The 12575-nt window shown below is 68.7% G+C and carries 15 protein-coding genes and 1 pseudogene; 3 read left to right on the top strand and 13 right to left on the bottom strand.

Annotated elements, in window-relative coordinates:
- Positions 1–18: 18 nt before the first annotated feature.
- The 4 genes from nusB to cyoE form a co-directional block, all read right to left on the bottom strand.
- Entirely contained in the window at positions 19–438 is a 420-nt protein-coding gene (nusB, locus tag E3T28_RS11295; RefSeq protein WP_134431081.1) for a transcription antitermination factor NusB, read from the bottom strand.
- Complete coding sequence (gene efp, locus E3T28_RS11290; protein ID WP_104100509.1) at positions 438–998, bottom strand: elongation factor P; 561 nt, start codon at positions 996–998, stop codon at positions 438–440. The genes nusB and efp overlap by 1 nt, the downstream gene beginning before the upstream one ends.
- 112 nt (positions 999–1110) lie before the next feature.
- On the bottom strand, positions 1111–1560 hold the full coding sequence (locus tag E3T28_RS11285) for a type II 3-dehydroquinate dehydratase (RefSeq protein WP_134431078.1): 450 nt from the start codon (positions 1558–1560) through the stop codon (positions 1111–1113).
- Between the two features lie 121 nt (positions 1561–1681).
- Complete coding sequence (gene cyoE, locus E3T28_RS11280) at positions 1682–2632, bottom strand: heme o synthase (RefSeq protein WP_166787005.1); 951 nt, start codon at positions 2630–2632, stop codon at positions 1682–1684.
- Positions 2633–2817: 185 nt separating this feature from the next.
- Between cyoE and E3T28_RS11275 the strand changes: the two genes are divergently transcribed.
- Complete coding sequence (locus E3T28_RS11275; RefSeq protein ID WP_134431073.1) at positions 2818–2994, top strand: YegP family protein; 177 nt, start codon at positions 2818–2820, stop codon at positions 2992–2994.
- A 39-nt stretch (positions 2995–3033) separates the two neighbouring features.
- On the opposite strand, the gene E3T28_RS11270 is transcribed toward E3T28_RS11275, so the two are convergent.
- Positions 3034–3417, bottom strand: coding sequence for a VOC family protein (locus E3T28_RS11270; RefSeq protein ID WP_134431071.1), 384 nt, complete (start codon positions 3415–3417; stop codon positions 3034–3036).
- Between the two features lie 254 nt (positions 3418–3671).
- Here E3T28_RS11270 and lepB point away from each other — a divergent pair, with 254 nt between their 5' ends.
- Both lepB and E3T28_RS11260 read left to right on the top strand, forming a co-directional pair.
- Positions 3672–4406 carry a signal peptidase I gene (gene lepB, locus E3T28_RS11265; protein WP_338145399.1) on the top strand — a complete coding sequence of 245 codons (735 nt, stop codon included), beginning with the start codon at positions 3672–3674 and terminating at the stop codon, positions 4404–4406.
- 262 nt (positions 4407–4668) lie between these two features.
- The gene (locus tag E3T28_RS11260) at positions 4669–5895 is read left to right on the top strand and encodes an AI-2E family transporter (RefSeq protein WP_166787004.1); all 1227 of its coding nucleotides are present in this window, start codon (positions 4669–4671) and stop codon (positions 5893–5895) included.
- A gap of 23 nt (positions 5896–5918) precedes the next feature.
- Here E3T28_RS11260 and E3T28_RS11255 read toward each other — a convergent pair whose 3' ends face one another.
- The 8 genes and pseudogenes from E3T28_RS11255 to E3T28_RS11220 all read right to left on the bottom strand — a co-directional run bounded on the left by E3T28_RS11255 (position 5919) and on the right by E3T28_RS11220 (position 12569).
- Positions 5919–6419 carry a SixA phosphatase family protein gene (locus tag E3T28_RS11255; RefSeq protein WP_134431065.1) on the bottom strand — a complete coding sequence of 167 codons (501 nt, stop codon included), beginning with the start codon at positions 6417–6419 and terminating at the stop codon, positions 5919–5921.
- A 92-nt stretch (positions 6420–6511) separates the two neighbouring features.
- The gene (locus E3T28_RS11250) at positions 6512–6859 is read right to left on the bottom strand and encodes a hypothetical protein (RefSeq protein WP_134431062.1); all 348 of its coding nucleotides are present in this window, start codon (positions 6857–6859) and stop codon (positions 6512–6514) included.
- A gap of 202 nt (positions 6860–7061) precedes the next feature.
- A pseudogene (locus tag E3T28_RS17390) lies at positions 7062–7643 on the bottom strand (aldehyde dehydrogenase family protein); the annotation flags it as partial.
- Positions 7644–7724: 81 nt separating this feature from the next.
- Positions 7725–8693: a GAF domain-containing protein gene (locus E3T28_RS11240; RefSeq protein WP_134431056.1), complete on the bottom strand. Its 969-nt coding sequence runs from the start codon at positions 8691–8693 to the stop codon at positions 7725–7727.
- Positions 8694–8776: 83 nt separating this feature from the next.
- Entirely contained in the window at positions 8777–9952 is a 1176-nt protein-coding gene (aroB, locus tag E3T28_RS11235) for a 3-dehydroquinate synthase (RefSeq protein ID WP_134431053.1), read from the bottom strand.
- Positions 9949–10464, bottom strand: a complete 516-nt coding sequence (locus tag E3T28_RS11230; RefSeq protein ID WP_174776815.1) for a shikimate kinase — start codon at positions 10462–10464, stop codon at positions 9949–9951. Before E3T28_RS11230 ends, aroB begins: the two co-directional genes overlap by 4 nt.
- A gap of 18 nt (positions 10465–10482) precedes the next feature.
- Positions 10483–11688, bottom strand: coding sequence for a chorismate synthase (gene aroC / locus E3T28_RS11225; protein WP_134431050.1), 1206 nt, complete (start codon positions 11686–11688; stop codon positions 10483–10485).
- Between the two features lie 5 nt (positions 11689–11693).
- Complete coding sequence (locus E3T28_RS11220) at positions 11694–12569, bottom strand: shikimate dehydrogenase family protein (RefSeq protein WP_134431047.1); 876 nt, start codon at positions 12567–12569, stop codon at positions 11694–11696.
- Between the last annotated feature and the right edge of the window lie 6 nt (positions 12570–12575).

The following is a 12575-nucleotide window of genomic DNA, read 5'->3' as shown; positions in this document are numbered from 1 at the left end:
TCCCCCTGGCAGAACGGACTACGCGGATGGTGCGGTTTGGGCGATGCGCCCGAGGAGTCCGTTCACGAAGCCGGCCGAGTCATCCGTCGACAGGATCTTGGCGGCCTCGACCGCCTCGTCGATGGCGACGGCGTGCGGAACAGCGTCGTTGAAGAGGATCTCCCAGATGCCGATGCGCAGGATGGCGCGGTCGACGATGGGCATGCGCGCCAGTGTCCAGCCCTGCGAGTACGTCTCGATGAGCTCGTCGATCTCCTCGCGGTGGTCGACCACGCCGTCGATGATGTCCCGGGCGTAGAGCCATGAGGCCGTCCGGGCCGGCTCGCTCGCGGCGCGCTGCGCCTCGAGGGCGAGCGACTCCGGGATGGTGCTCTGCCGCACGTCGGCGGCGTACAGGATGTCGATCGCGCGCTTGCGCGCCTTGGTCCGAGCGCTCACTAGTTGACGCGGCCCAGGTAGTCCCCGGTGCGGGTGTCGACCTTGACGCGGGTGCCCTGCTCGAGGAACAGCGGAACCTGGATCTGGAAGCCCGTTTCGACGGTGGCCGGCTTGGTGCCGCCCGTCGACCGGTCACCCTGGAGGCCCGGCTCGGTGTACGTGATCTCGAGCACGACGGATGCCGGCAGCTCGACGTAGAGCGGGTTGCCGTTGTGCAGGGCGATCGTCACGTTCTGGTTCTCGAGCATGAAGTTGACCGCATCGCCCACGACGACCGCCGGCACGTGCAGCTGATCGAAATCGGACACGTCCATGAAGACGTAGGAGTCACCGTCGGCGTACAGGTACTGGAAGTCCTGCCGGTCGACGTTCTCGGTTTCGATCTTCGCGCCCGCGTTGAAGGTGCGGTCGACGGTCTTGCCCGTCACGACGTTCTTCAGCTTGGTGCGGACGAAGGCGCCGCCCTTGCCCGGCTTGACGTGCTGGAAATCGGTGACTGCCCACAGCTGGCCATCGATGTTGAGTACGACGCCATTTCGGATATCGGCGGTTGATGCCATGAAAAGGTGTTCCGTTCACTTGGTTCAATTAGGAAGGTGCGCGGCCGAATCGGCCTTGAACGAGTGTAGTTGCCCCGCAGCCCGTGCACCAAAGGCGCGGGGAGCAGGCCGGTCAGGAGACCCGCGGCACCGATCGGGCGATGAAGTCCAGGGCCAGGCGGTAGGAGTCGAAGCCGAAGCCGGCGATCACTCCGGTGGCCACGGCGCTGACGACGCTCGTGTGCCGGAACGTCTCCCGGGCGTGCGGGTTGGACAGGTGCACCTCGACCAGGGTGACACCGGCCTTGGTCACGAGAGCGGCGGCATCCCGAAGCGCGTAGCTGTAGTGCGTGAACGCCGCCGGGTTCAGGATGACCGGGATGCGCTCGTCGACGGCCTCGTACAACCAGTGGATGAGTTCGGCCTCGTCATCCGTCTGGCGCACGTCGACCGTCATCCCAGCCGGGGCGGCCTGCGCCAGCGTTGAACGCAACTGGTCGAGGTCGGCCGAGCCGTAGACGTCGGGTTCGCGGCTGCCGAGCCGCCCCAGGTTCGGGCCGTTCAGAACGAGGACTGTACTCATGCACACAGCCTAAGGGAGTGCGTGCCCACCGGCGGGCGCCCACCGCCCGGGCCGGGCCAGGGCGGACCGGGACAGGACCGAGGCCGGACCGAGGCCGGACCGGGACAGGATCAGGGCAGGATCAGGGCAGGATCGGCCCGACCGAGATCATCACGCAGTAGACCAGGATCATGACCAGGGAGTAGCGGAACATCCGTCTGGCCCAGGCGGAGGGATCGGTGGCGCGCAGGCCGACGAGGCCGAGCCAGATCCAGTAGGCGCCGAGCACGCCCATGACCGCCGTGTAGACGTAGCCCACGTAGCCGAACACCGACAGGAGCAGGGTCGATACGACGAATCCCACCGTGTAGACGAGGATCTGCACCGTGGTGTTCGGGATGCCGCGCACCACGGAGATGACGGGCACGCCCGCGCGGGCGTACTCGTCGTGGCGGTAGATGGCGATGGAGTAGAACTCGGGCATCTGCCAGAGGAACACGGCCAGGAAGGCGAGCACGGCCCCGATGTCGACCGCGCCGGTGACGGCGACGTAACCGGCCAGGATGGGCGCGGCGCCCGAGACGCTTCCGACCAGGGTGCCGTGGATCGACATGCGCTTGGACAGCATGCCGTAGAGCACCACATAGACGAGGAACCCGCCCAGTCCGACGGCGACGACGAGCCAGTTCGTCCAGGCGATCAGGATGGCCATGCCGAGGACGAACATCAGGCTCGAGAAGATCACCGCGTTGCGCACGCCGATGCGGCCGGTCACGGTGGCACGCTTCTTGGTGCGTTCCATGACCGTGTCGATATCACGGTCGAGCACATTGTTGAGCACGGTGGCCGAGGCGATCACGAGTGTGGTTCCCACGCACAGCGCCGCGAACAAGGCGAGGTCGACTTGACCTCGGGCCGCGAGCAGGAAGCCGGCCGCGGCCGTCAGGGCGTTGCCGTACAGCACACCAGGCTTGGTCAGCGAATAGTACCGCGTGACCGTGTCACGGATGCCCGCGCCGTCGGCCCGGCCGGCGAGAGCCCCGTCGGTGCCGTCGACCCGATTGCGAACAAAGAATGGTGCGCGCGCAATCATGCGAAAAGGGTTCCCATCGGGTCGTAGATCTTTGTCAATCATAAGCCGCGAAGTCTGTGCGGGACCCGTGCCCAGCGAGATCGGGCTGCCGCTCACCGCGGCCCCCCTATCCGACTCGGATCCGTGGCGGTAGGGTGACGAGGCCGGTTGTTTGGCCGGTACCAGGCCAAGGACGAGGGTGTGACATGGCCGGAAAATTCGAAATCTATCAGGACCCGTCGGGCGGCTACCGGTTCTGTTTCTCGGCGGACAACGGGCAGAATATTCCGTCGCCGGACGCGTACCGCACGGAAGACGAGGCCCGGGAGCAGGTCGAGTCTCTGCGCTCCAACGTCAGCCCGCGCAGCCGCCCCACGGACTGAGCCCCAGCCGACGATATCCGCGGCGGTGACAACCGCGGCTCAGGCCTCGCCCAGGGCTGCGGGCATCCCCGCTGCGGTGTTCGCCTGGGACAGGCCGATCAGATCTCCCTCGGAATCGCGGAGGTGGGCCATCCAGCCCCTGGTCGGAATGGGCATCCGGTCGGTCACCGGCGTGCCCCCGGCCTCGACAACCCTTGACAGGGCCTCGTCGATGTCGTCGACGTAGCTGACGACTCCCTCGGGCGTCACGGAGCAAATTGTCACGCCACCCTCCGCACCGGGACCCGGTTCGTCGCCGGAGAGCGTCCGGCGGACGGACGGTCCCCACTGCGTGCCCTCCCAGCCGGACACCTCGCGATGGAACGCGCCGGCTCGGGTGGAGTCGTCGATGGGGATTTTGGCGTGCAGCACTCGACCGATCATGCGGCGGAGCCGAGTTCGTTCTCGGCAGAGCCGAGTTCGTTGTCGGCAGAGCCGAGTTCGTTGTCGGAGAGCCGATTTCGTTGTCGGCAGAGCCGAAGGCCGCAGTCCGGTGACCCAGTGAGATCTGCTCCGCTCTGGCAGGAATCGGCCGCCGGGTGCATCCTTGCTGTGTCTGCCCAGGCCCTGAAGTCGCCCCGTATCGGTCGAAGTGCACCACCACGCATCACGCATCACGCATCACGTCAGGGGACACAGTGACAGATTTCGAGATCGCGGGGCGACGGCCTCGGGACGACCGACGCGGCAACGCCGCGGGCGGCGCCGACGGTTCCACACGCCGGTGGCGCCGGGTGCTCCGCAACCTGGTCGTCATCTTCGCGATCGCCCTCGTCGTTTCGTTCCTGACCAAGGCATTCCTGGTCCGGTCGTTTTACATTCCAACCGGATCGATGCAGAACACCCTGCAGATCAACGATCGCATCATCGTCAACCAGCTCGTCCCAAACGTGGTCGACGTCGGTCACGGCGACATCGTCGTGTTCGTCGACCCCGGCGGGTGGCTGGGGCCGGCCGGATCGGCCCCGCTCGAGGCAGGGAACCCCGTCGCCGACGGCATCCAGTGGCTCTCCGCTCAGGCGGGCCTCGAGGCTTCGGAATCCGGAGACCACCTCGTCAAACGCGTCATCGGGCTTCCGGGCGATGAGGTGGCCTGTTGCGACCCCTCGGGCCGCACCACCGTCAACGGCGAACCGATCAGCGAGCCCTACCTCAAGTTACCGCCGGGTGTCGCCCGCACGTCCGAGTCCGATTTCTCCGTGACCGTGCCCGCAGGGTCTCTCTGGGTCGAGGGTGACAACCGCTACAACTCGGCCGACAGCCGGCTGCACTCGGACACGCCCGGCCACGGATTCGTTCCCGTCGACAATGTGGTCGGCCGGGCGTTCGTGATCAACTGGCCACTCAGCCACTGGTCCTGGCTCGGCCTGTAACCCGCGTCCCTGCCCGTCCCCGCGCCCAGTCCCCCAGTTCCTGCACCCATATCCCGGCCTCACTCCCCCTGCCCGCACTCCCCCAGTCCCGAACGAATTCGACGGAGATTTTGGTCGTACGCACCCGAAATCGGTCCGCACACGCCGGATGGCTCAAAATCTCCGTCGAATTCGTCAGTCGTATCCGGCCGGGCCGCGCGGGTCTACATTCGGGGCAAACCCGCCGGATGAGCCGGATGACCCGATCAGGATGGGGAACCCCATGCGGTGGCAACGACGAAAGCCTCCCCGCGCAGCGTCATTGGGAACCGTCGGCGCGGTTCCGGCCCCCGGCTCCGCCCCCGGCTCCGGTGCAACCGTCATCCCCGCCCCGAACCTGGCCCCGCCCAGGGGTCTGCCTCGGGGTGACGCCATCCTGATCGGCCTGGCCGGCGCGACGGTCGTCGCATTCGGCCTGGCCGCCATCCGTTCCATTGCGGCCCCCGTGTTACTGGCCCTGATCCTCACAATCTGCGTCCATCCGCTCCGCAACGCCCTGGAACGACGCGGTGTGCCTCGCGGGCTGGCCACGGGTTCGGTCGCCGCCGCGGTGTTCCTCGTTCTCGGCGGGTTCATGGCGGCGCTGCTGCTGGCCCTCGCGCAGTTCCCGACCCTGCTGAACCAGTACAGTACGGAGCTGGCCGAGATGGCCGCGGCGCTGGGAGTCGTGCTGACGAATTTCGGCGTCGGTACCGAGCAGGTGCAGACGATCGTCTCGGGATTCGATCCGGAGCGCATCGCCGCGTTCGTGACGAACCTGCTCGGGAACGTCGCCGGTCTCACCGGCACGCTGGTGGTCATCGTCACCACGCTGCTGCTGATGGCGATGGATGCCAGCTATCTGCACACGCTGCTGCGCGAGCTCGAGCCGGCCCGACCGAGCCTGGTCGATGCGCTCCGGACCTACGGCTCGAACGTGCGCCGCTACATGGTCACGACCACGGTGCTCGGCGTGGTGCAGGGCGCGCTCAACAGCCTAGCCCTGGTGCTCCTGGGCGTGCCGGGAGCGTTCCTCTGGGGTGTGCTCTCGTTCCTGGGCAGCTTCATTCCGAACCTCGGCTACCTCGTCGCACTCATCCCGCCGGTCATCTTCGGATTCCTCGAGGGCGGTTGGGAGACGGCTATCGCCGTCGTAATCGTCTACACTCTCGTCAACGCCATCGTGCAGGGTGCGATCCAATCACGACTGGTCAGCAACGCGGTCGCCCTCAGCCAGACGATCACCTTCGTGTCCCTGCTGGTCTGGTCGGCGATCATCGGGCCAATCGGCGCACTCCTCGCGACCCCGCTCACCCTGCTGATGCGAATGCTCCTCGTCGATTCCGATCCGGCCGCGCGCTGGTTACGTCCCCTGCTCGGCGACGTCACGGCCACCCGCGCGCTCATGGCCTCAGAGAGCGCCGCCAGGAAGGCCTCCCGACGGGCCAGGAAAACGGCTCCGGATGCGTGAAGGCCGGAGCGACACCCGGTGCGCTAGGGAGGCGGGACTTCCCCCTGGGGCGGCCGGCCCTGGGCCAGGAGGGCGGCCGGGGTGCGGCCGGCTCGCAACCAGGGACCCTCCCACCCGATCACGGCGACGGCCGAGGTCGGCAGCGGCACGGGTCTGCCGGCGAGATCGCCGGCCAGATCCTCGAGTCCTGGATTGTGACCCACCAGGACGACGACGTGCACCGTGTCCGGCAGCGCACGGACGACGCCCTTCAGTTCGCCGCCAGAGGCGGCATAGACGGCTTCGTCGACATGGATCGGCGGGGCGCTGTCGAACTCGGCCGCGACGAGGTCCCAGGTGGCCCGCGCGCGCTCCGCCGGGGACACGACCGCGAGATCGATCGCGTAGCCGCTGTGGGCCAGCCACTCCCCGGCGCGCGGCGCCTGGCGCACCCCGCGTTCCGCCAGCGGGCGGTCGACGTCGGCCTGCCCGCCCGACCAGTCCGATTTGGCGTGCCGCAACAGGATCAGGGTGCGCTCAGGCATCCGCCGGCCTCCCGCTCAGCCGAACGCCGACCGACGGGGCACCGGCGATCAAGCACTCATAGTCGTCCATCATCGTGCCAGTCTGCCACCGCTCACCCGACCGGCGCCACGAGTTCGCAGACACCCTCGTCGTGGGCGACGAACATGCCCGTGATGCGCACCAGCTTGCCGAAGGAGGCGGAGAGTTCCCGGGCCCAGGCCTGGTCGGGTGCCGTCAGCCCCTGGGTGCCCGGGCGTTCGAGGGTGAGGATGACGCTGCCACCCGGCCCGTGCACGGAGAGGAGCCGGTTGACCGCGGCGGCGAAGACGGCCGCGCCGCCGGGTTCAGGACGGAGCGGGATGTCGTCGACGGGAATCAGCAGGGGGATCTGCCGACCCCGGGCGTCGAGCAGGATGAACCAGAGCTGACGGCTGATCGCGTGACCGATGAGATCGGCCACGCGTTCTCGCGCCTCGACGGTCGTGGTCACGGGGGGAGCGTCTTCGACGCGAAGTGGGGAAGTCATGCGACCCAGACTGGCCGTGCGGGCATCCGTTGCGGCCGCCGTGCACAGGGCGGTGTCCGGGAGGGATCGGTGGAGGAGAGGCTACTCGAACGACTCCATCAGTCGGGAGCGCAGCAGGAATCGCACGCCGCGGGGCGCTCTGTTCGGCCGGCTTCAGAACGATCGCGTTGCCGGCGGCCAGGGCCGGGGCCAGCTTCCAGACGGCCATCAGCAGCGGGAAGTTCCACGGGATGATCTGCCCGACGACGCCGAGCGGTTCGTGGAACTGGTAGGAGACCATGTCCCCGCCCAGTTCGGCGTGGTCGCCGTCCTGGGCCCGGATCGCGGAGGCGAAATAGCGGAAGTGGTCGGAGCAGAGTGGGATGTCCGCGTTCAGCGTTTCGCGGTCCGGCTTGCCGTTCTCCCAGGTCTCGGCGACGCTGAGCAGTTCGAGGTTCGCGTCGATGATGTCGGCGATCAAGTTGAGCACGGCGGCGCGTTCGGTCGATGACGTCTTCCCCCACGCCGGTGCGGCCCGGTGCGCGGCATCGAGTGCCAGTTCGATGTCCTCCGCGGTGCCGCGGGCCACCTCGGCGAACGGCTTTCCGTTGACGGGCGAGATGTCCTCGAAGTACTGGCCCTTGACGGACTTGACCCACTCGCCGCCGATCCAGTTCTCGTCGCGGGGTATGAAGGTCACTAGGTCGCCCGGTGTTCCGGGGTTGGAATAGACGGTCATGATGTCTCCTCGTCGACGACGTTGTCGGGTGGAACCGCGGGACGCGGACCTGGCCTTGAGCCTAAGAAGGAGAACGTTGCTTCAACGTTGCGGGAAATTGCGGGCACCGGTCGCGGAGCCGTCGGGCTGCAGCTCGGCCGTCGACCGCGTTGGCCTGGTCGGTGAGCAGCAGCGACAAACGGTCGGCGGAGAGCCCGCCCGGTTCCACGCCAGCAGGGCGAGGATCTCGGCGTGCCGGGGGCTGATCTCGACCGGGCCGTCGGCGTAGTCGAGCTGGCCGTGGTCTCGGCCGAGCACCTCCAACCGGGCCGGCGACGACCGCACCAAAGTGGTCTGCGGCGCCGATCCGAAGAATCGGGCCACCGTGGGCGGAGTAGAGGCGGCGCTCAGCCGCTGGATGCGCAGCTCCGCCTCCAGGGCCGCGACGGCCGCCTCCACGAGCGGGAGGGTCTGCGGGGCCACGGCCTCGTCGCCGCCGGTGATGTCGATGACGCCGAGGATGGAGCCGGAATGCGGGTCGTGGATGGGCACGGCCGTGCAGCTCCACGGATGTGCCAGCTGGTTGAAATGCTCGGCTCGCTGAATCTGGATTCCGTGGTCGAGGGCCAGTGCCGTGCCTGGCGCGCTCGTGCCGACCCGACGCTCGGACCAGTCCGACCCCTCGACGAACAGCATCCCCTCCGCCTTGCTCCGCACGCTTCGGTCACCGTCGATCCAGAGCAGGCGGCCGAACTCGTCACCGATGGCCACGATCAGGCCGGAGCGGAAGGCATGCCGGATGAGCAGGTTATGCACCACGGGGAGCACGGCGGCCAGCGGATGCCGGTCGCGCAACTCGCGCAACTCGTCGGAGCTGAGTTCGTGTTCCGGGGCGAGCCGAAGCGGATCGAGGCTGAGAGAGAGCGACCGTTGCCAGGACTCCTGCACCAGTTTGCGCACGCCCGGACCGATGAAGCGTTCCGTGACGGCGGCCTCGTGGGCAGCCGCCAGGTTCGCGAAGGAGCCACTCCCGGTATCACCGGCCGACCGGACGATCCACGGACTCGTCATGAAACCTCCGAACAGCTCTGGTCAGGGGCGACCGGGTGCCCGGCCTGGGGATCAGCCTAAGCCCCCCGCTGCGGCGCGATCGGTTAGGAGCCGATCTCCTGATAGGCGGCGAAAAGCAACGACGAGTCCGGTCCTTCGAGCACCGTCGGCTTACCGATATCGTCGAGCACGATGAACCGCAGCATGCCGCTGCGGGTCTTCTTGTCGCGCTGCATCGTGGCGAGCAGGGTGCTCCAGCGGCCGACCGGATAGGTGGTCGGCAGGGTAAGCGATTCGAGGATGCTGCGGTGCCGGTCGACGGCCTCATCCGAGAGCCGGCCGCTCAGCCGGGCGACCTCGGCCGCGAACATCATGCCGACGGCGACGGCGGCCCCGTGGCGCCAGCCGTAGCGTTCGGCGTGCTCGACCGCGTGGCCGAGGGTGTGCCCGTAGTTCAGGATCTCGCGCAGGCCGGACTCCTTGAAGTCCTCCCCGACGACCCGGGCCTTCATCCCGATCGCGAGTTCGAGCACGCGCCGGAACTGCGGGGTGTGCGGGTCGGTGACGGCCGCGACATCCGCTTCGACGATGTCGAGGATCTCGGGCAGCTGGATGAAGCCCGCCTTCACGATCTCGGCGAAGCCGGCCAGGATCTCGTTACGCGGCAGGTCGTCGAGCACGTCCAGGTCGCAGATGACGGCGGCGGGCGCGTAGAAGGTTCCGACGAGGTTCTTGCCCTCGGCGGTATTCATGCCGTTCTTGCCGCCGACGGCCGCGTCCACCATGCCGAGCACGCTGGTCGGGATCTGCACGAGTCGCACCCCGCGGAGCCAGGTTGCTGCGACGAAGCCCGCCAGGTCGGTGACGGCGCCGCCGCCGAAGCCGATCACGGCATCCGTGCGGCTGAAGTCGGCCTGGCCCATGACCTGCCAGCAGAACGCGGCCACCTCGACGCGCTTCGCGGCCTCGGCGTCGGGCACCTCGGCGATCAGCACCTCGAATCTGCCCAGCAGGCTTTCACGCAGGGCGACGGCGCGGGCCCCCAGGTGGGACGTGTGCACGATGAGCACCTTCGCCACCGTCGGGCCGAGCTGTTCGACGACGTCGTCGACGAGGCCGCGCCCGATCAGCACGGGGTAGCTGTCGACGCCCGCGACCGTGATCACGGTGGTGCTGGGCTCAGTGGTGGTGGGCTCGGTGGTGGCGGGCTCGGTGGTAGTGGGCTTCGTGGCGGGCTCAATGGTGGGCTCGGTGGAATCAGGCACAGGTGCTCCGGTCATGATCTTTTCTTGGTCCATTTCACGACGTCATCAGCGATGGCGTCCAGGGGACGGTGCGAGGTGTCGAAACGGATGCCGGCCAGCGACTCATAGATCGGGCGCCGCTCCGCGTAGATGCGCTTCCAGTCGGCGATACCGCCCTTCAGCAGCGGCCGTTTGGCTCCGCCGATGCGTGCCCCGACGGCGCGAGCGGACACGCTCAGGTACACCACGGAGCATTCCGCGAGGTCGGCCTGGGTCTCCCCGTCGAGCACGGCTCCCCCGCCGAGCGAGACCACGGCCTGCTCGGTGAGGGCGAGGGCCACGGCCTGGCGTTCGAGCGCCCGGAAGTGCTCCTCGCCGTGCTGCTCGAAGATGTCCGTGATCGGCCCGTGCAGGTCGACGATGCGGTGGTCGGTGTCGATGAACGGCACGTCGAGGGCCTTCGCCACACGTCGGCCGATCTTGGTCTTGCCGGCGGCCATGGGACCGATGAAGACGAGCGGCAGGATCGGATGCGTCGGTGCGGCCATCAGAGGTCTCCGGCGGCTCTAGAGGGAGGCGTCGCTGGACGCGCCCGTCCGGAGGTTCGCCGGCATGTCGGCCAGGTAGGAGTCCAGGTTGCGGCGCGTCTCTGCGATCCCGTCGCCGCCGAACTTCTCGAGGACCGAGTTCGCGAGCACCAGGGCGACCATGGCCTCGGCGACCACGCCGGCGGCCGGCACAGCACAGACGTCCGACCGCTGGTGGTGCGCGGGGGCGGCCTCACTGGTGGCCACGTCGACCGTGCGGAGGGCATGCGGGATGGTGGAGATGGGCTTCATCCCGGCGCGCACGCGCAGGACGGTACCGGTGCTCATGCCGCCTTCGGTGCCGCCGGCCCGGTCACTGACCCGCTGGATTCGGCCGTCGGCCTGCACGAGCTCGTCGTGCGCCTGGGAGCCGCGCCGGGTGGTGGTGAGGAAACCGTCGCCGACCTCGACGCCCTTGATGGCCTGGATGCCCATCAGGGCGGCCGCCAGCTGTGAATCGAGGCGGCGGTCCCAGTGCACGAACGAACCCAGTCCCGGGGGAAGGTTGTAGGCCAGCACCTCGACGACGCCGCCGAGGGTGTCGCCTTCCTTGTGAGCCAGGTCGACCTCGGCCACCATCAGGGCGGAGGTGGCGGCGTCGAAGCAGCGCAGCGGGTCGGCGTCGAGGGCGTCGACGTCGCCGGGCTCGGGAAGCCGAGCGTCGTCGGGCACCCGGACCGGCCCGATCGACAGGGTGTGGCTGACCAGGGTGATGCCGAGCTCGGCCAGGAACGACCGGGCGACGGCGCCGAGCGCGACGCGGGCCGCAGTTTCGCGGGCGCTGGCGCGCTCCAGAACCGGCCGGGCCTCGTCGAAGCCGTACTTCTGCATGCCGACCAGGTCGGCGTGTCCGGGACGCGGACGGGTCAGCGGTGCGCCGCGGCCCCGCACCGAGGTGGTTTCCACCGGTTCGGGGCTCATCACCTCGGCCCACTTGGGCCATTCGGTGTTTCCGATCCGCAGGGCGACTGGACCACCCATGGTGAGGCCGTGGCGCACGCCGCCGGAGATGTTCAGTTCGTCCTGTTCGAACTTCTGTCGCGCGCCTCGGCCGTAACCGAGTTTGCGGCGCGCGAGATCGAGGCGGATCGCATCTAGAGTGACCGGGATTCCAGCGGGCAGACCCTCGACAATGGCGATGAGTTCGGGGCCGTGGGACTCTCCGGCAGTGAGCCAACGAAGCATGACCACTATCCTGTCACAGCCCGTCGGGTCAGGGCACCGCGCATGGCGTCCAGCACCCTGTCCTCGTCCGGCAGGGGCTCGAACGGGTCTCCCGAGACGAAGATCCGCACCTGGATCAGGGCCTGGTGCAGCAGCATCCCCTCGCCGGACACCGCGGTGCCGCCCGCCGACGACCAGGACCGGGCGAGGGCGCTGGGCCAGGGGGAATAGCTCACGTCGAAGAGGAGCGCCCGGCGGCGCAGACCGGCCGGGAACTCGGCGCCCGGGTCGCTGCCCCCGGGCAGGGTGCTGATAACCAGTTCGCAAACGCGCGCCGGGTCGGGCAGGTCGCTCAGCGGGTAGACCGTCACGACCACCCCGATGCTCCGGCCGAGTTCGACCAAATCGGCCGCCTTCGCCGGGGTGCGCACGAGCACGTCGACCAGCTCCGCACCGAGTTCGGCCGCGGCGACCAGAGCCGATGCCGCGGTGGCGCCGGCGCCGAGCAGGCTCACGTGCGGCGCGCGCCGCACCCCGGCGTCGGCGAGGGCGCGAACCAGGCCGGTGACATCCGTGTTGAACCCCTGCAACGTGCGCCGGCCGTCGGCCTCGCCGATTAGCACCGTGTTGACGGAGCCGGTCTGGGCGGCGACCCGGTCGATGCCGTCGAGCTGCGCTTGGATCTCGTGTTTGAGGGGCATCGTGAGGGAGAGGCCGAGCCAGTCGGAGTCCAGGGAGGCGAGGAAGTCCGGCAGTCCGCCGGCCGGAACCCGCACGGCGTCGTACCGCCAGTCGAGGCCGAGCACCTGATAGGCCGCGCTGTGCAGGGCCGGTGAGAGGGAGTGCTCGATGGGCGCGCCCAGCACCGCGAGGTGCCGAGTGGATGCTCCGGGTTCAGTCATGTGTCG

This window comes from Cryobacterium sinapicolor (assembly GCF_004403465.1).
Lineage (GTDB): Bacteria > Actinomycetota > Actinomycetes > Actinomycetales > Microbacteriaceae > Cryobacterium > Cryobacterium sinapicolor.
This window is presented reverse-complemented; position numbering and strand designations above follow the sequence as displayed.